The sequence below is a fragment of the Nonomuraea sp. LP-02 genome (assembly GCF_036289125.1).
Taxonomy (GTDB): domain Bacteria; phylum Actinomycetota; class Actinomycetes; order Streptosporangiales; family Streptosporangiaceae; genus Nonomuraea; species Nonomuraea bangladeshensis.
In genome coordinates this window covers 102,093-118,801 of record NZ_JAXCLK010000002.1, presented here as the reverse complement: position 1 = coordinate 118,801, position 16,709 = coordinate 102,093, and the positions used below count along the sequence as shown (strand labels likewise).

The 16,709-nt window shown below is 70.7% G+C and carries 17 protein-coding genes; 8 read left to right on the top strand and 9 right to left on the bottom strand.

The window, feature by feature from the left end; all coding sequences use genetic code 11:
* Positions 1-62 precede the first annotated feature (62 nt).
* Positions 63-1,241: an MFS transporter gene (locus tag SMD20_RS43840; protein ID WP_329593118.1), complete on the top strand. Its 1,179-nt coding sequence runs from the start codon at positions 63-65 to the stop codon at positions 1,239-1,241.
* 20 nt (positions 1,242-1,261) lie between these two features.
* Here the strand turns inward: SMD20_RS43840 and SMD20_RS43835 are convergent, their stop codons facing one another.
* The 3 genes from SMD20_RS43835 to SMD20_RS43825 are packed head-to-tail and all read right to left on the bottom strand — an operon-like array spanning position 1,262 to position 4,147.
* Positions 1,262-2,125 (bottom strand): hypothetical protein, encoded by an 864-nt coding sequence (locus SMD20_RS43835; protein WP_329593116.1) that lies wholly within the window; start codon positions 2,123-2,125, stop codon positions 1,262-1,264.
* Entirely contained in the window at positions 2,125-2,877 is a 753-nt protein-coding gene (locus SMD20_RS43830; protein WP_329593114.1) for a MerR family transcriptional regulator, read from the bottom strand. Before SMD20_RS43830 ends, SMD20_RS43835 begins: the two co-directional genes overlap by 1 nt.
* A 22-nt stretch (positions 2,878-2,899) precedes the next feature.
* The gene (locus SMD20_RS43825) at positions 2,900-4,147 is read right to left on the bottom strand and encodes an APC family permease (protein WP_329593112.1); all 1,248 of its coding nucleotides are present in this window, start codon (positions 4,145-4,147) and stop codon (positions 2,900-2,902) included.
* A gap of 79 nt (positions 4,148-4,226) precedes the next feature.
* On the opposite strand from SMD20_RS43825, the gene SMD20_RS43820 reads away from it, so the two are divergent.
* Complete coding sequence (locus SMD20_RS43820) at positions 4,227-4,691, top strand: Lrp/AsnC family transcriptional regulator (RefSeq protein ID WP_329593110.1); 465 nt, start codon at positions 4,227-4,229, stop codon at positions 4,689-4,691.
* A gap of 60 nt (positions 4,692-4,751) precedes the next feature.
* Here SMD20_RS43820 and SMD20_RS43815 read toward each other — a convergent pair whose 3' ends face one another.
* Complete coding sequence (locus tag SMD20_RS43815; RefSeq protein WP_329593108.1) at positions 4,752-5,933, bottom strand: alpha/beta hydrolase family protein; 1,182 nt, start codon at positions 5,931-5,933, stop codon at positions 4,752-4,754.
* Positions 5,934-6,126: 193 nt separating this feature from the next.
* Here SMD20_RS43815 and SMD20_RS43810 point away from each other — a divergent pair, with 193 nt between their 5' ends.
* The 3 genes from SMD20_RS43810 (at position 6,127) to SMD20_RS43800 (ending at position 8,267) form a co-directional block, all read left to right on the top strand.
* Entirely contained in the window at positions 6,127-6,627 is a 501-nt protein-coding gene (locus SMD20_RS43810; RefSeq protein ID WP_329593106.1) for a SigE family RNA polymerase sigma factor, read from the top strand.
* Complete coding sequence (locus SMD20_RS43805) at positions 6,624-7,934, top strand: TolB family protein (protein WP_329593104.1); 1,311 nt, start codon at positions 6,624-6,626, stop codon at positions 7,932-7,934. Before SMD20_RS43810 ends, SMD20_RS43805 begins: the two co-directional genes overlap by 4 nt.
* Before the next feature lie 171 nt (positions 7,935-8,105).
* The gene (locus tag SMD20_RS43800) at positions 8,106-8,267 is read left to right on the top strand and encodes a hypothetical protein (RefSeq protein WP_329593102.1); all 162 of its coding nucleotides are present in this window, start codon (positions 8,106-8,108) and stop codon (positions 8,265-8,267) included.
* 120 nt (positions 8,268-8,387) lie between these two features.
* Here SMD20_RS43800 and SMD20_RS43795 read toward each other — a convergent pair whose 3' ends face one another.
* The 5 genes from SMD20_RS43795 to SMD20_RS43775 all read right to left on the bottom strand — a co-directional run bounded on the left by SMD20_RS43795 (position 8,388) and on the right by SMD20_RS43775 (position 13,239).
* Positions 8,388-9,005 (bottom strand): hypothetical protein, encoded by a 618-nt coding sequence (locus SMD20_RS43795; protein ID WP_329593100.1) that lies wholly within the window; start codon positions 9,003-9,005, stop codon positions 8,388-8,390.
* Positions 9,006-9,007: 2 nt separating this feature from the next.
* Positions 9,008-9,574, bottom strand: a complete 567-nt coding sequence (locus tag SMD20_RS43790) for an RNA polymerase sigma factor (RefSeq protein ID WP_329593098.1) — start codon at positions 9,572-9,574, stop codon at positions 9,008-9,010.
* A gap of 121 nt (positions 9,575-9,695) precedes the next feature.
* A complete protein-coding gene (locus SMD20_RS43785; protein ID WP_329593096.1) occupies positions 9,696-10,856 on the bottom strand; it encodes an alginate O-acetyltransferase AlgX-related protein in 1,161 nt (386 codons plus the stop codon).
* Positions 10,857-10,867: 11 nt separating this feature from the next.
* Positions 10,868-12,304, bottom strand: a complete 1,437-nt coding sequence (locus SMD20_RS43780) for an MBOAT family O-acyltransferase (protein WP_329593094.1) — start codon at positions 12,302-12,304, stop codon at positions 10,868-10,870.
* A gap of 269 nt (positions 12,305-12,573) precedes the next feature.
* On the bottom strand, positions 12,574-13,239 hold the full coding sequence (locus SMD20_RS43775) for a DUF998 domain-containing protein (protein WP_329593092.1): 666 nt from the start codon (positions 13,237-13,239) through the stop codon (positions 12,574-12,576).
* A 62-nt stretch (positions 13,240-13,301) separates the two neighbouring features.
* Here SMD20_RS43775 and SMD20_RS43770 point away from each other — a divergent pair, with 62 nt between their 5' ends.
* From SMD20_RS43770 to SMD20_RS43760, 3 genes are all read left to right on the top strand, one after another.
* Entirely contained in the window at positions 13,302-13,910 is a 609-nt protein-coding gene (locus SMD20_RS43770) for a TetR/AcrR family transcriptional regulator C-terminal domain-containing protein (protein ID WP_329593090.1), read from the top strand.
* Positions 13,911-14,183: 273 nt separating this feature from the next.
* The gene (locus SMD20_RS43765) at positions 14,184-15,473 is read left to right on the top strand and encodes a serine hydrolase domain-containing protein (protein WP_329593089.1); all 1,290 of its coding nucleotides are present in this window, start codon (positions 14,184-14,186) and stop codon (positions 15,471-15,473) included.
* Between the two features lie 385 nt (positions 15,474-15,858).
* Entirely contained in the window at positions 15,859-16,674 is an 816-nt protein-coding gene (locus SMD20_RS43760) for a hypothetical protein (RefSeq protein WP_329593086.1), read from the top strand.
* The last annotated feature ends 35 nt before the right edge of the window (positions 16,675-16,709 follow it).

Here is a 16,709-nt window from a genome sequence, read left to right as displayed (position 1 = left end):
TGACTGGTAACACCTTTCTGTGTGTCATAGGCGTAATCCAGTTAGATGGTAACGGAGTCGCCATGTTCGCGTCCTATCGCCGCCTGCTCGCCCAACCAGGAGTCCCCCGCCTGCTCGTCAGCGGGCTCATCGTCAAGCTGGGCACGCCCGTGCTCAGCCTCGCCCTGCTGCTGGACGCCGTCGACCGGCTCGGCTCCTACGCCACCGCCGGCCTCGTACTCACCGGACACGCCCTGGCCCTGGCCCTGTGCGCGCCGCTCGGCGGGCGCCTCGCCGACCGGTACGGCCCGCGCCCCGTCCTGACCGGCTACCTCGCCGCCCACGCCCTCGCCTACGCTCTCCTGCTCCTCGCCCCGCCCGGCCTGATGATCGGCGCCGCGGTGCTGCTCGGCGTCACGACGCCGCCTGCCGGATCGGTCATCAGAAGCGCCTGGCCACGCCTCGTCCCCGCCGACTCCCTGCCCGCCGCCTACGCGATCGACAACGCCGTCAACGAGCTGACGTTCATCGCCGGCCCCCTGCTCGTGCCGGTCCTGACCTTGGCCGTTCCGGCCCACGGCGTGGTGACCGCCGCCGGCGCCGCCGTCCTGCTCGGCACCGCGCTCCTCCTGGCCTCCCCCGCGGTACGGCAAGCAGCACCCACCCCACCCGGCAGGCTCCACCTGGCCGGGCCGCTCACCGACCGGCGTACCCTCCTGCTGCTGACCATCGCCGCCCTCGGCACCTTCACCTTCGGCTGCCTGCGCATCGCCACGGTCGCCTCGGCCACCGCCTTCGGCTCCGCCGCCTCCGCCGGCGTGCTGATGGGCCTGCTCTCGGTCGGCGCCCTCCTCGGCACCCTCGGGTACGGCGCGCGGACCTGGCCCACCACCGGCGGGCGGCTGCTCGTCCTGCTCTCGCTCGCCGAGGCGGCCGTCCTGCTCGGCGGGGGCTGGGCGCCCGGCTTCGTGACCCTCGCCGTACTGATCGGTCTTGCCGGGCTGGTGACCGGGCCGCGCGACGCCGTCGTGCCGGCCCTGCTCGCCGACCACGCCCCCGCCCGCTACCGCACCGAGGTCTTCGCCTGGCTCAACACCTTCATGTGGGCCGGCTACGGCCTGGGCACCGCCGTCGCCGGCCGGCTGACCGGCCTCGGCGACACCGGCGGCGCAGCCTTCGCCGCCGCCGCAGCCGCAGCCGTGGCAGGTGCGGCCCTGGCAGCCGTCGCCGGCCGGACCGCCTCACCCCTGCCGACGCCGTGATCAGCACTGCCGGATGGCGTTCAGGAAACGGGCCGGCTGCCGGCGCCAGGCGCGTGCTGCCCGCGGGGCCGCAGCGCGGCGAGGGCGGCTGTGGGATCGTCGGCGAACAAGCGGATCGTATGGACCTCCGCGCGCCTGCCGAGCGGCCGGACGGCCGTGACCGGCTCGGTCAGCTCCAGGACCAGGTTGGTCTGGGACGCCACCGCCACGGCCAGCCGATCGCCGTCCACCTTGACCGTGGCGCTCTCGTTGAAGTTGCGGACGTGCCGCACTGCGGCGATGCGCTCCCTCGGGACACGCAGGTCGAAGAACGCGCCGTAGCGGATGCGTATCTCGTCGTCCGAGACGACGTGCGGACGGGTGACGCAGGCCGCGATGACCGCGAGCACGATCAGGACCGTGTAGGCGTCGGCGACCAGGACCACGGCGCGCAGGCCGACCGGCGCGTCGAACGCCCGCAGCAGAACTTCCGCGACCACCAGCTCCACGACCATCGCGCCCAGGAAGATCGTCATCGTGAGGGTCTGCGCGCCGGAGTAGGAGACGGCGGTGGCGCCGTCGGGCACGCCGTGGCGGCGACGGGCGACCCACAGGGCGAGGCTGATCATGCCCTTCAGGTCGAACCCCATGATCCGCCGCACCTGCTCGGGAACCAGCTGCTCATAGGCGGCGCGGAACGCCGCCCGGCGGTCCGCGCCGCCCCGGCGCGCCGCGCTGAACAGCCGGTACGCGGTCACCGCCTCCAGGACGAGCACCGCGGCGACGGCCACCTCGGCCACCGCGACCACGGGGAGCGGCAGCGACACCCCGGACACGAGCAGGACCGCGAACACCAGCTCCGCGGGGACCACGGCGTACAACGCGGCACGCGAAAACCTCAACATCACCCTCGCTCCTTCAGTTGTGCGACGAGCAGCCGGAAGACCTCGCCCTGGGCGGCGGGCAGTTCCCGCAGCAGCTCCTCCAGCCACTGGCCGTTGCCGGCGTCGTCGAGGCTCGCGAGCATCACCGAGACCATCTCGTCGGGCAGGTGGTCCGCGAGGTCACGCGCGACCACGGCGACGAGCGGATCAGCGGGGTCGGCGTCGGCCAGCTCATCCAGCCGGGCGATGAGGGCGTGCCCGCGCGCGTACGCCTCGGGCTCGGTGAGGGGCCGCAGCAGATCGGCGAACTCGGCCCGGCCCGCCGGGTCGCCCACGGTGGCGACCAGGGCCAGCAGTTCGCGGTCGAGCTCGGCGAACGCCGAACTCCCGGTGGGAAGGCCGCGCAGCACCTCCGCCATGTCGGGCGACACCGTCGAGTCGGGATGCAGGTCCGCCTCCGCCAGCAGAGCCGCCAGCCGGGCCCTTCTGGCGGCGATCGCCGCCTGCTGCCTGGCCAGGTCGGCGTCCAGCTCCAGAAGCAGCTCCCGCAGTTCCCGGCCCTGGTCGTCGGCCAGGACGTCGCGGACCTCGTCGAGAGACAGACCCAGCTCGGCCAGCCGCCGTACGCGGGCGAGGGCCACCGCGTCGCGCAACCGGTACTCGCGGTAGCCGTTGGCCAGCCGTTCGGGCTCGGGGAGAAGTCCCAGATGGTGGTAGTGGCGTACGGTCCGGGTGGAGACCCCGACCATGGTCGCGAGCTCGCTGATCCTCATGCGGCCATTAGAAACGTTGACGCTACGTCATGGTCAAGGTCCGATCTTCGACCGGCGGCGTACGGCCCGTACGGCGGGAGTGGACGGCCCTGGCGGCGAACCCGACGACCGCGACGGCGGCGGGCACGGCGAGGTAGCCGCCGCTGAGCACAAGTGTCAGCGCCGTCAGAGCGCTCGCGGCGACGGCGGTCGCGCGCATCCGGCCGGCGGGCAGCAGCCGGATCGCCGCCAGGGCGCCGATGAACATGACCGCGGCGAGACAGGCGGAGGTCGCCCGCAGCAGCGGGTCCAGGCCGATCGGGCGCAGGAGCGCGACAGCGCCGACGACCGCGATCGCCGCTGCGAGCACGGCGAGGCTGCGGTGCGGGGATGCCATCCGGTGGGGCAGCAGCCGCTGCTGCGCGAGGGCGACGCCGAGGCGAGAGGCTCCGGCGAGGTAGGTGTTGATCGCGCCGAAGGTGAGCACGAGGGCCGCGATCCCGGTGACGGGCTCGGCGGCCGCGCCGAGGCTCGTCCGCATCATCGCGGTCAGCGGCACCGGCGAGGACGCCGCGCCGGAGCCGACGACCGTCACCGCCACGCTCAGGTAGACGACCGTGATCGCCGCCAGCGTGAGGCCGGTCGCGGTGAGCAGGCGCCGGCCCGCGAAGTCGGCGGACAGGTGGCTGGCGGCCTCCCAGCCGACGAAGGCGAAGACCAGCACACCGACCGCGCCGCCAACCCCGCCGAGGCCCTGCGGCAGGAACGGCTCGAAACGCTCAGCGCTGACCGCCGGCAGGCTCGCCACGATCGCGGTGGTGAGGACCGCGAGCAGCAGTCCGACCATGACCACCTGCATGCGGCCGCTGGTACGCAGCCCGGCCGCGTTGGCGGCGAACGCGACCGCCAGCAGCGCGAAGGCGATCACCGCGGCGGTCCGGCTGTCCCAGCCGAACGCGTCCGCCGTGTAGATGCCGCCCGCGAGCGCCCCGGCGAGCGTGCCGATCGGCACGGCGGCGACGAACCACCACCCGACCACCGCGTACGCCCAGCGCCCGATCGCCGTCCCGGCGAAGTGGGCGACGCCGCCGCCGCTGGGGTGGCGCAGGCCGAGCAGCGCGAAGGTGAAGGCGATGGGGACGCTGACGATGATCAGCGCCGCCCAGGCGAGCACCGATCCGGGTCCGGCCGCCTCCGCGGCCAGGTGCGGGAGCACGAGCATGCCCGGTCCCAGCACGCCGCCGAGCACGGTCGCGGTTCCTTGCCAGACTCCCAGCCGGTGTTCTGTCATGGCTGGAGGCTAGGCAAACGTTCGGCACTGTGGTCGGCCGGCCGAACGAACGGTCGAAATGCGGTGCCATCATGGGCCCGTGGACGAACTTGATGCGGGAATCATCCGCCTGCTGCAGTCAGATGCCCGGCTCTCCAACCGCGAACTCGCCCGGCAGCTCGGCATCGCCCCCTCGACCTGCCTGGAACGGGTGCGGTCACTCGCCCGCCGCGGCGTGATCAAGGGCTACCACGCCGAGATCGACCCCGTCGCTCTGAACCGCGGTGTGCAGGCGATGGTCGCCGTGCAGGTCCGGCCGCTGAGCCGGGCCGTCATCGACACGTTCAAGGCGTCGGCGGCGAAGATGCCCGAGGTGCTCAGCGTCTTCGTCCTGTCCGGCGGCGACGACTTCCTGCTGCACGTCGGCGTGCCCGACCTCGACGCCCTGCACGCCTTCCTCCTCGACCGGCTGAGCAAACGCCGCGAGGTCACCGGCTTCCGCTCATCAGTGATCTTCCAGCAGGTCAGCAACCCGGCCCCGAGCCGCCTGACTCAGCCTTCCTGAAGCCCGGCGGAGCTGCACGCCGCCCGCCACGGCCGTACGGCCCCCGGACGCGCTGGGGCCTCACGGGTTCTGGAAGGTCACTTCCGGGTTGGCGGCGGACGGGCCGTCCAGGAGGGGCTGCTGCTCGCCGTGGAGGTGCTGGTCGAAGAAGGCGCCCACGTACGCCGTGGTGATCTCGCCCGACCGCTTGCCCGACAGCGGCGCGGCAGGGTCGGTGATCCCGGCCTGCCCGCCCAGGATGGGCAGGTCGATGAAGGTGAAGTGGCCGGAGCCGGCCACGGTCAGCCAGCGCTTCCAGCCGTCGAGGCGCCGCCAGTCCCGCGACCAGGTGGCGTCGGCGGAGCCGGGCACGTGCTGGGCCTCGGTGCCGAGCATGAGGAACGGCCGTCCGCCGAGGCCGGCGGCCGGGACCGGGGCGAAGAACGAGCCGTCCAGGTTCACCCCGGCGCGGACACGACGGTCGGTGGCCATGACGCGCGCCGCGGCGTTGCCGCCGAGCGAGTGGCCGGCGGCGCCGACGCGGCCCGGGTCGATCAGCTGCGAGTGCTTCCAGACGGGTACGGACCGCGCGGAGCGCGTCAGCCGGTCGATGACGAAGGACAGATCGGCAGCCCGGTTCAGCGCGGCCTTGGCCAGCAGCTCCTTCTCCGCCTCGTCGGAAGGGGCGCTCTCCACCGTCTCGCAGGCGACGCACGTCAGGGTCCGGCCGCCGGGGAACGTGGTGCCGAACGACTCGTAGGCGTGGTCCACGAGGGCGACGACGTACCCCTTGGAGGCGAGTTCTTCCGCGAGCGTGGTCAGGGTGGCGCGGTTCAGGGTGAATCCCGGGGAGAGCACCACCAGGGGGTGCCTGCCGCCGGCGGGGCGGGCGCCGAGGCGGGCGTTCGTGCTGACACCGGCGAGTTGCTCGGCCTTGAAGACGGTGTCGAGCCTCTGTCCTTCGAGGAGGGCACGAGCTTCGTCGACGGTCATGTACGGTGCGGCGCTCCCACCGGCGCGAGCCGGATAGTACATCGACACCATCAGCTCACGCGCGGCCGTGGGCACCCAAGGGTCGCGGCGGCCGGTGTCGACGAGGTGCAGGGTGTCGCGCCCGACCACGTACTGGCCTGTGGGGCGTGGGATCGCGAAGCGCACGTCGGAGGGGCCCGTGGAAGAGGTGGAGGCGACGGCGGGCGACGCCGGTAGGGCCAGCGCCAGAGCGAGGAGAAGGGCTGCGGGGGTACGTCGAGTTCTGATCATGCGCAGCACTGTAGGAATGACGCCGCCCTGCCCGACATGCTCGAAAGACCGGCCCGTGCCCCTACTTTCGTCAGGGTTCACGGCAAGGCCGGACAGGCCGGCTCGGCACCTGGTTCGGTTCCGTTCGCCGAGCGATGCAACATCTTCGTCCCTTCGGCCGTCTGGGACGTGACTGCCGAAGGGACAACGACAAGTGGATGACGAAGCCGGCTTCGACAACTTCGTGGCAGAGCAGACAGACGCGCTGCTCCGCTACGGATACGTCCTGACGGGAAACCCTCATGACGCCGCCGACCTGGTCCAGGAAGCTCTGGTACGGCTGTGCGGCGCCTGGTCGCGGGTGAGACGCAAGGACAGCCCGCACAGCTACGTCCGAACCACGATGGCGCGGTTACACATCAGCGTCTGGCGGCGGCGCAGGCGTGAACACCTCGCCGGAGAGCCGCCGGACCGGGTTCACCACGAGGTCTTCCCTCCCGAGGAGGACCAGGGGCTCTGGGAAGAGGTGGCCGCGCTGCCCCGCAGACAGCGTGCCGTGCTGGTGCTGCGCTACTACGAACAGCTCAGCGACGCCGAGATCGCCAAGGTGCTCGGCATCTCTTCAGGAACCGTGCGCAGCCAGGCCTTCCGTGGCCTCGACAAGCTGCGTTCCTCCCTCTCCTCCTCACCGGCGATCGACAGGAGCATGCGATGACCGATCTGGAAGACAAGCTGAGCCATGTCCTTTCCGGGGCGGCGCATCGTGCGCCGCAGGCGCCGGTCGGGCTGCTCGCGACGGTCAAGACGCGCCATCGCCGGCGGCGGGCCCGTACTGCCGCCGTACGCGCGGCCGTGGCCGTGGTCCTGGTGGCAGGCGGGGTGGGCACGGCGGTGAGCGGCTTGGGCGCGTCGGCCGAGCCGCAGCCGGCGGTCAGCGCGACCGGCGAGGCCGAGCCGCCGCCGGACAAGATTCCGCCGCCCGTCGAGAAGGTGTGGCCGCAGGCCGTACACAAGATCCCGGCCAGGCTGCCCGATGGCCGCGCGTACTACCCGCAGCTGCTCCTCGACGATCGCACGCTGCTGGTCATGACGAGCGCCAATGACGGGAAGCGTCAGTTCCTGTGGAGCTACGACCTGGGCACCGGCCGGCCCAGGAAGATCGCCGAGATCCCCCCGACGAAGGGATCGGCGATCTTCGCCGACGATGTCGCCGCCGGTGGCGGCAACATCGTCTGGTGGGCGTCCTACAAGGAGGCGGGCAGCCCGCGAGTTGCCCGGATCTGGACGGTCCCGGCCGCCGGCGGCCGGCCTCGTCCGGTGACCGACGTCCCCCTGGGGAACGTCATGAAGCAGGGGCACATCGACGGGTTGACGGTGACGGGTTCGGACGTGGTCTTCGCCTACGAGAAGGGAGGGGTCTACCGGGTGCCGCTGAGCGGGGGCTCGCCGCAGCCGGTGAAGGGCGCCGAGCGGCACCACATCCTGCAGTGGCCATGGGTGGGCGTTCACCACGGGAAGTCGGTCTTCCGCGAGCTGCTCAACGTCGAGACCGGTGAGCGGCGCGACGCCGTGCTCAAGGCCGATGAGGAGGTCAGGTGCGGCGTCGACCGGTGCGCGGGTGTGGCCGTGCGCTACGAGACCGTCAAGGTCGAGCGTCCCCGCGACCGCTCCGGCAAGGAGATCAAGTGCGGCACTCGCCGCTGCCCGGACACCGTGCAGATCCAGACGATCCTGCGGAGGTTCGTCCGCGACCGTGACGGCTCCCACGAGCGCGACCTGCCCAGTACCTTCCAGAAAGGCGACGACGCCGGCCTGGAGCGCTTCTTCAAGGTCATGCTGACTGGACCGGGAAACCAGCCCGTCCTGACGCTGTACGACGTCGACACCGGCAGGTCTGCCGACCTCGGCGTACGGCCGGGCGGGAAGGAAGCCATGGCGATTCCCGACGGCGGCCTCGACCGGCTGATGACCTACCCGATCAAGGACGAGATGTACGTCCTGGACCTGGCCGCGATCAAGTAGGACCGCGCTGAGCCGCGGCCGTGTCCTTCACAGGACCGGCCGCGCCTGTGGAGGCAGCGGGCTCACGGGTCGAGAGGAAAGACAGTCCCGCGTCGCGGACCCTGGTTCCCCACCTCGAAGCTGTGCTCCGCCTGCCGGACGCTCGCCGGGTGTCGTGGGGGTGCCCGGGCGGTGCGGTTGACCGCTGATGGAGGCCGAGGACTCCGGCTGCTCGGCCGGCTCGTCGAGGTTTCCATGCTGCCGCTGACGTACGCGGCGGCACTGGCGATGATGACCATGGCGGGTTTGCTGGCTTACGCCGATCTGGTCAACCCGCTCACACTGACGAACTGACCGGTTCGTGCCAAGCTGGAACACAGTGCTGCAGCTGCCGACAACGCCGGCCCGAATGGACGTAGGACGACGTGAGGGCCGAGGCGCCAGGGGGCTACTTCCTGCGGCGACGCGGCCTCCTCACTGGGTGTCCTCGATGGGCGTGCAGGGCTTCACGGTGGTGCCCGCCTGGGCCAGCCAGGCGCCGAGCCGCCACGGCACGTACGGGTTCCGGTTGTCGCGGAACTCCACCACGAGCGTCTCGCCCCGCCTGATGTACTGCGGGGAGATCTGGATCGTCCGGACGGACATCACCTGGGTGGCCTTGAACGAGCGCGACCCCTCCATGAGTGAACGCATGTCGTTCGCGTCCGTGGCCGGCGCCCCGCCGTAGGCCCCGTCCACGCTGACGAACCGAGGGTCCGCGCACCGCGTGTTCGGGGCCAGGAAGGTCACGTCGGCCGTGACACCCGCCTCCGCCAGCCTGGCCTCAAGACCCGAGGGGTCGCGCAGCTCGTTGATCGTGACCGTGACCGTGCCGTCCGGGCTCTTGGCCACCGCATAGGCGGAGGTCCCGGTACCGCTGATCAAGGGGGTGATGACGAGTCCCCCCGCGACACCGGCCGCGACCAGCAGCCGTGGGCCGGTGACGGCACGGCGCCGGGGACGCGTCTGGCGGAGCAGCCGCTGCCGCGCGCCGGCGAGTTGTTCCGGGGAGGCCGGAGGGATGGCCTGCCACATGCTCTTCAGCTCGTCCATGGTCATTGTCCTTGTCGGCTCATGGCTTGACGGATCCGGAGACGGGCTCGGCTGAGGCGCGAGGCGACCGTCCCCGGCGGGATGGCCAGCGCGTCGGCCACCTCCTGGTAGCTCAGTTCGGCCCAGGCGACGAGCAGCAGCACGTCGCGGTCGGCCGGGGTGAGCTCCATCAGGGCTTGCGCCAGTGGCCGGTTGACGGCCAGGGTGTTGACCCCGTCCTCGACCTGGAACCCGGACCGCTCCGCCGGGTGCACGCCGCTGCGGATGTAGGCGCGGTACAGGCTCATCTCGGTACGCCGCCGGCGGCCGATCAGGTTCGAGGCGATGCCGTACAGCCACGGCCGGGCGTCGGAGCGACGGCGGTCATAGCCGCCGCGGTGCTGGAAGGCGGCCAGAAAGGTGTCGGCCACGACGTCCTCCGCCTCGCTGGGCCCGAGGCGCCTGGTCACGTAGCGGTGCAGGAGCGGCGCGTGCCGGTCGAACAGCGTGGCGAAGATCTCGGGCTCCTTCAGCGACCTCTCGATGAGGTTCGCGTCGTCGACCTCGACAGCTTCGCGAGGGATTGTCATGCATGCCGACCTTTCCTGGCGTATGCGGCGGTCACCGGCTATTGCCACGCCAGGCCGAAATTCTTCACGGAAACGACGATCACCGCCGTAAGGAAGAGCCCACGCCGGGAACCGCGAGCGTTCAGAGCGCTTCGTCGAGGGCGTCGAGCACGGCGTCGTCCAGCATCTCGGCGTGCCCGCCGACGAGGTAACGCTCCACGATCTCGAACACCACCGTCTCACTCTCGGCGACCCTTTCCACGAGGTGATCCAGGTCCGTCCTGGCGGGCGCGTCGCTGCGCAGGTAGGTGAGGTCGGCGAAGTACGGCAGCACCCAGGGCAGCGAGTTGCGCGTGAACGAGTCGCCGATCAGCAGCGTCCGGGGCCGGTAGAGCGGCGCCTGGTCCGACCGGTGGACGGTGCGGAACGACACGGGCAGGTCGCGGTCGTCCTGCCGGACCCGCCGCACGCCGTCGCGGACCAGCCGCCACCGGTCGATGCTCTCCTCGACGGGGATGCCCAGCAGCCCGCCGAGGTCGCCGTTCCGTGGCGCCTGCCCGGTCCTGACCAGCCGGGTGTCCCGGGACAGGCCGGGCTGAAGGGCCCGGGCCAGTTCCGCGCCGTACAGGCCGGCGGAGTGCTCGGTCCAGTGGCTGTCGGTCCGCCAGTACGCGGGCGTGCCGGACTCCCGCTGCGCCCGCTCCAGCCGGTCCCGCAGGTTGATGAAACCGGGCAGATCGGCGGCCCGGAGCGCGGTCCAGAACTCCTGCTTGCGCGTGCGGAGGCAGGTCTGGCCGGGGAAACGTTCCGGCAACCGGTCCGGGTGGACGGTGGTCTTGTCGGGAGCCACGGTGAACAGGAACCGCCTTCCGGACCCTCGTACGATCTCCGCCAGGCGGCGTACGCGCCGCAGGGTCTCGGTGATGGACCAGCGCGGCCGGCACGCCTCGGTCACGTCGTCACCGAAGTAGAGCCAGCCGTCACTCCCCTCGATCACGCGGGGATAGCCCGTGGCGCCCGCGGTGGCGTACGACGGCGCCTCCTTGAACAGCAGTTCCGACAGGACGCCGTTGGCGCGGACGGCGTGCTGCCGCAACGGCAGGTGAGCCGACGCCCAGGACTCCACCTCCGGTACGATCGCCCAGCCGCGCGACAACGCCGGGAATTCCGGCAGCCTGCGGTTCTCGATCTCTGCCGCCCGCTCGCCCAGGGCGAAGGCCAGCGCGGGTCCGCAGAAGAACAGCGCCGCCGCGACCGCCGTCGATCGGCGGCCCCAGGCCGTGCGGGTCCGTACGAGGGTCATCGGTGTCCCCATCAGAACTGGTAGTACAGGAACGGGCTGAACGTGCCGGCGGCGACCAGCATCGCCGCGTAGGGTGCGGCCGCCCACGTCACCGCGGCGCGCGCCAGCCGCACCGCCGGCCCGCGGCCCGTCTGGATGAGCGGGCCGAGCGCCCGCGAGGCCGGCAGCGCCACCACGGCCAGCGCCAGCGCGAAGACGGCCATCCGCTGGTGGTTGGCCGCCCAGGCGACGAACTCGTCGAGCTCGCCCGGCCGCCAGGTGAACATCGCCCGCAGCATGCCCCACGCCTCGGTCATGCTCGTCGCGCGGAAGAACACCCATCCGACGACGACCAGCAGGAGAGTCGCGGCGCGGCGCAACGCCAGGGTCCAGACGGTGCGCGGCGGACGATCCCAGCCGAGCAGCCGTTCGGCCACCAGCAGGGCGCCGTGGTACAGGCCCCACACCAGGAAGGTCCAGTCGGCGCCGTGCCAGAAGCCGCAGAGCACGAAGATGATCAGCAGGTTGCGGTAGGTCTTCGGCGCACCGCCCCGGTTGCCGCCGAGCGGGATGTAGACGTAGTCACGGAACCAGCGCGACAGCGACATGTGCCAGCGCCGCCAGAAGTCGGTGACGGAGTATGCCGAGTACGGCCGGTCGAAGTTCTCGGGCAGCCGGAACCCGAACATCAGGCCCAGACCGACGGCCATGTCCGAGTAGCCGGAGAAGTCGAAGTAGATCTGCAGGGCGAAGGCCGACGCTCCCAGCCACGCCGTCGGCGTGTTGATCGACGGGCCGGCCTGCGCGAACGCGGCGTCCGCGACGGGGGCGAGCGAGTCGGCGATGATCACCTTCTTGGCCAGGCCCAGGGCGAAGCGGGGAAATCCGGCGGCGAGGTCGCCGAGGCGGTCCCGGCGGGTGTCGCCGAGTTGTTCGGCGATCTCGTGGTAGCGGACGATCGGTCCCGCTACGAGCTGCGGGAACATCGCGATATAGGTGATGAACCGGACGGGGCTGCGCTGGGCCGGCGTGCTGCCGCGGTAGACGTCCACCACGTACGACAGGTGGTGGAAGGTGAAGAACGAGATCCCGATCGGCAGCGCCAGGGCCACGATCGGGCTGTGGCCCAGACCCAGCGCGCCCGTCAGCGCGTCGAGCTGCTCGGTGGCGAAACCGGCGTACTTCCACACCGCGAGCATCGCGACGTTCCAGCCGACGGCCGACAGGAGCACGCCGCGGCGGGCCCGGGGCCGGTCCCGTAACCTCGCCGAATCCAGCGCGAGGCCGGCCCCGTAGTTGACGGCGATGGCCGACAGCAGCAGCAGGGTGTGCGGCCCGGCGCCCCAGGTGTAGAAGAGCAGGCTGGCCGCGGCGACCACCGCGTTGCGGTGACGGCTCGGGAGCGCCCAGAAGGTCAGCAGCGTGACCGGCATGAAGAACCACAGGAACAACGGGGAGGCGAACGACATCGGTGTCCAGACGATCTGACGGCTCGTGCCCGGCTGCCCCGTCAACCCCTGGCACGCCGCTCGCCGTCTCGATGAGCAGCCGTCCTCCGGCGGGTGGTCCCGTACTGGCCGGACAGGGTGGTGAAGGTCTCGGGGGCGTTCATGCGGGCCTTTCCTCGCGTATGCGGTCACCCGTCATTACCGCGCCGGGCCGAAATCCTTCACGGCGAGTTCCACGGCCATCGCGGCGGCCTGGTCCGGCCCTCCGCTCCCGCACATGTCCCCAGCCGTCAAGGACGAGGACGCCGCCCGGCTGTGGCTTCCCGGCGTAGCCGTACCGCGAGAAGCGATGCCCATCCCCAGCCCACGAACGCCAGCAGGCGAAGAAGGAGGCTCAGGGGCTGCGGGTGCTCGCCGCTCTGCGACAGCACGCCGGAGAGTACGTAGATCGTCGGCAGGGCCGCCCCGGTCACCGCGCATGAGATCGCCCAGCGTCGATCGCCCAGCACCGCGAACCGCCGGGTGAACACGAAGCAAGCCGCGATCAGGGACACCAGCACCACGAAGAAGCCGACGCCGTGCAGGACGTAGCTCACGCCGACTTCGGTGGGTACGCCGGATGGCGCCCCCGCCGGATAACCCCACCCCGGTGCGGTGCGAAACGCTCCGGCGATGATGAGGCCGGCTCCGAACGCGCCGATCGACAGCGGTCCCCATGTCCCTCCGCGACCAGGGTGCAGCCAGCGCCTCATGCCCACCGCGAAAGCGCCATAGAGCAGCCCGGTGATGATGAAGTTGGCCATCTGGACCCATCCCAAGTCGCCCAGGCTCAGCAGGCTGAGCGGTTGCCGCCTGGGGTCGAAGCCGGGACGCGTGTAGTCCTGGATCAGGACCAGAGCGATGAACAGCGGGCCGGCGACAACACCGCAGGTCAACAAGGCCCTGGTTGGTCTCATCCTCCACCTCCTTAGCAGCGCTAAGGGCATAGCCTCCCTTAGCGCTGCTAAGCTGTCAAGCGATGAGCGAGACAAAGCGCCCGCCACTCAGCAGAGACGCCCTGATCGAAACGGCGCTGCGCCTGCTCGACGAGGTCGGGCTGGAGGGGGTGACCGTGCGGAGGCTCGCCGGCGAGCTGGGAGTGCAGTCCCCGGCGCTCTACTGGCATATCCGCACCAAGCAGGAACTGCTCGACGGCATCGCCGACGCGATCATCTTGGCCGCGGGGATGGGCCCGCCCGGCGACGGCGAGGCATGGAAGGACTGGCTCGCCCGGCGCGCCCGCGCCTACCGCCGCTCGCTCCTGGCCCACCGCGACGGCGCCCGCATCGTCGCCACTGCCACCCGGCTGGGCACCGAGACGCTCAAGCTGCTCGAGCAGGAGTTGTCCGCCCTGGTCGCGCACGGCCTCACGCCGCTGTCCGCCCTGCGCGCGATCACCGCGTGCACGCAGTACGTCAATGGCTTCGTGCTCCAGGAGCAAGCCGCCCGCCCTCCGGCCGATGATCTCCTGCCGCTGCTGGAGCAGGCGCCCACGCTCCTCAAGGCGATCGGCGAGGGTGGCGCGGCGCATGGTGAGGAGACTTTCGAACACGGCCTGCGTGCCCTGATCAACGGCCTGGACACCTGATCGGCACGTGCCGGCTCCCGGACAGGGAGGGGTTCCACCCGGCCGAAGGCGTGCTGCTGTTCGAGGACCCGGCGTAAGAGGCCGCTACTTCTCACGATGTAGTCGCGACGGAGTCCTGCTCCCCCGGTGCCAGGCAGAGGTGTCTTCCGAGGCAGGACGACCTCTGACCGGGCCGCGGGCCACGATGTCCGGCATGTACGCGATCCGATACCAGCCCACCGTCACGGGCTGCGGCCGAGTGAGGCCGAAGTGCCAGAAAGCACGCTCGCGTTCATGGACAACGAAAGGACGGACGGCGTGAAGACTCAACTGATGGCCTGGGCAGGCGCGGCCGTGCTGGGGATCGGCGCGGGCACGGTCACCGCGGCGCCCGCCTCCAGCGAGACGGCAGTCCTGCCGGCCGGCGCCACAAGCCCGGTCGCCGGCGTCGATCCCGCGCGGCTGAAGTCCGCCCTGGACGACGTTCATCGCGCGGGCATTCCCGGTCTGTTCGCCGAGGTGCGCTCCGACGGCCAGGCGTGGCGCGGCGCCTCCGGGGTCGCCGACCTTACGACCGGCCGTCCCGTCGTGCCCGGCATGCTGCATCGCGTCGGCAGCCTCGCCAAGACATTCGTCGCCGCCGCAGTCCTGCAGCAGGTCGAGAAGGGGCGAGTAGAGCTCGACGCGCCCATCGGCCGCTATCTGCCGCGCCTGGTGCCTGGCGAACGCGGCAAGAAGATCACGGTGCGGATGCTGCTCAACCACACCAGCGGCATATCCGAGTACCTCGGTTATGCGTTTCCGTCCCTCCAGCCGTTTCCTTCTCTGCCCGACATGTCGCCCAAGAGTTTGGACGACAACCGGTTCAGGCGGTTCACCCCGCGCGAGCTGATCGAGATGGGACTCAAGGCGCCCGCCGTCGGCACGCCCGGAGCCTCGCCAGGGGTGTACGCCAACACCAATTACCTGATCCTCGGCGAACTCCTGGAGAAGGTGACCGGCACCACCGCCGAGAAGTACATCACCCGCAACGTCATCGAACGCGCCGGCCTGCGGCACACCATGTTCCCGACCGGACCGCGGATCAAGGGACCGCATTCACGGATGTACGAGGCGTTCTTCGGCTTGATCGACCCGCCGCGCGACTACAGCGTCTATGACATGTCCTGGACAGGGGTGGGGGCCTCGCTGGTGTCGACCGTGGAGGACCTCAACCGCTTCTTCGGCCAGCTGCTCGACGGCAGGATCGTCGAGCTGTCATCGCTGGCGCAGATGCAGCGTACCGGCCCGGTCATCAGCCAGTCCGGGCAGAAGATCTCCTACGGTCTCGGCCTGCAGGTCCTCGAGATTCCGGGCTGCGGCACCTTCTGGGGCAACGACGGGACGGTCTGGGGCGCCCAGACGGAGACCTGGATCCGCGCCGACGGCAAGCGCGGGATCTCCGTCGCGATGAACCTCGTACGGTGGAACACCATGGATTCTTCCGGCAAGCCGCAGCGCCACCCCATCGACGACGCACTGTCGGCCTTGAAGCGGCAAGCACTGTGCGGCGACGAGGACGCCCCTGCTGAGAACGCCTCATAGGAGAAGAGCCCGCCTGGTCTGGTCTGCAAGCCGACCCGCTCCGCGGCTGCTCGGCCGGTACGACCGGGCGGGACGGCCCCCGGGAAAGGGACGAGCGACGGAACGGCCCGAATACCGCACCGCCCGAATCGTTAGGCGGGAATGCGCGGAAAATACCCAGATGGCGCTAGGGGCGGTTATGGGCGGCACTTATAGCCCGACGTTGATCGAGAAATAGCGAAAAGCTGTCACTAATCTTGTCAAGGCCCCCTGATACGCAGAAAGTGAGGGGTGACCAGGAGGAACCACGACCGATGGAGGAACGGTGGACCGACCCGTCAGCGGGCTCCGGCGCGTCCGGCCGACGATCCGGCGCGCGTTATCCGTGGCTCTGGGAATTCTCACCGTGGCATTTGTCGCCGCGCCGCCTGCCGGTGCGCTGGCGCTGCCCACACCGAAGGATTTCGTGTCGTACCTCGACCTCGAATGCTTCAAGACCGACCCGTACCAGCCGCCGGCCGTCGGGCTGACGCTGCGGCACCTCAACCCGGTGCTCGACGGCCTGCCGATCGAGCAGGTCACCCTGGGCGCGCGTGAGCAGTTGTGCGTGCCGGTCGCCAAGAACAACGTGATCCCGCCGCCCGGGGTGCTGGACTTCGTCAGGTTCGTCGACCTGTCCTGCTACCGGGTCGTCACCCCGGCGCCCGGCAAGGCGCTCGTGCTCAGCCATCTCAACCCGGTGCTGCAGGACCTGCCCCGTACGGAGGTCGTACTGGGCAGGGCGGAGCAGTTGTGCGTGCCGGTGGCGAAGAACGGCGTCGTGCCGCCCGCGGAGGTGCTAAAGCTGGTGCAGCACATCGACCTGCTGTGCTACGGAATCACTCCGAACACGCCGATGAACCGGGCGCTCAACCTCAGGCAGCTGAACCCGGTGCTGACCGGCCAGATTCCCCCAGCGGACGTGCGGGTGACCTACGCCCGTCAGCTGTGCGTGCCGATGCAGAAGGGCGGAGACGTCATTCCGCCCGAGGTGCTGCAGGTGGTGCGCTGGGTGGATCTGGAGAAGTTCGACACGGTCGCTCCTGCCATCGCCCCGGTGACGCTGAGCCTGCGGCACCTGAACCCGGTGCTGGGGTCGTTGCCGCCGGAGCGGGCGACGCTCACCGGTGCCACGCAGCTGGGTGTGCCTGTGGCGAAGAACGGCCAGATACCGCCGGGGTGAACGTACTGCCGGTGACGTAGGGCCCGGCCGGGCGT

Bases quoted from the DNA above. Each gene is read 5' to 3' on its own strand.
- SMD20_RS43840 (WP_329593118.1), top strand. From the start codon at position 63: ATGTTCGCGTCCTATCGCCGCCTGCTCGCCCAACCAGGAGTCCCCCGC.
- SMD20_RS43835 (WP_329593116.1), bottom strand. From the start codon at position 2,125: ATGTTGAGGTTTTCGCGTGCCGCGTTGTACGCCGTGGTCCCCGCGGAG.
- SMD20_RS43830 (WP_329593114.1), bottom strand. From the start codon at position 2,877: ATGAGGATCAGCGAGCTCGCGACCATGGTCGGGGTCTCCACCCGGACC.
- SMD20_RS43825 (WP_329593112.1), bottom strand. From the start codon at position 4,147: ATGACAGAACACCGGCTGGGAGTCTGGCAAGGAACCGCGACCGTGCTC.
- SMD20_RS43815 (WP_329593108.1), bottom strand. From the start codon at position 5,933: ATGATCAGAACTCGACGTACCCCCGCAGCCCTTCTCCTCGCTCTGGCG.
- SMD20_RS43805 (WP_329593104.1), top strand. From the start codon at position 6,624: ATGACCGATCTGGAAGACAAGCTGAGCCATGTCCTTTCCGGGGCGGCG.
- SMD20_RS43795 (WP_329593100.1), bottom strand. From the start codon at position 9,005: ATGGACGAGCTGAAGAGCATGTGGCAGGCCATCCCTCCGGCCTCCCCG.
- SMD20_RS43790 (WP_329593098.1), bottom strand. From the start codon at position 9,574: ATGACAATCCCTCGCGAAGCTGTCGAGGTCGACGACGCGAACCTCATC.
- SMD20_RS43785 (WP_329593096.1), bottom strand. From the start codon at position 10,856: ATGACCCTCGTACGGACCCGCACGGCCTGGGGCCGCCGATCGACGGCG.
- SMD20_RS43780 (WP_329593094.1), bottom strand. From the start codon at position 12,304: ATGTCGTTCGCCTCCCCGTTGTTCCTGTGGTTCTTCATGCCGGTCACG.
- SMD20_RS43775 (WP_329593092.1), bottom strand. From the start codon at position 13,239: ATGAGACCAACCAGGGCCTTGTTGACCTGCGGTGTTGTCGCCGGCCCG.
- SMD20_RS43770 (WP_329593090.1), top strand. From the start codon at position 13,302: ATGAGCGAGACAAAGCGCCCGCCACTCAGCAGAGACGCCCTGATCGAA.
- SMD20_RS43765 (WP_329593089.1), top strand. From the start codon at position 14,184: ATGGACAACGAAAGGACGGACGGCGTGAAGACTCAACTGATGGCCTGG.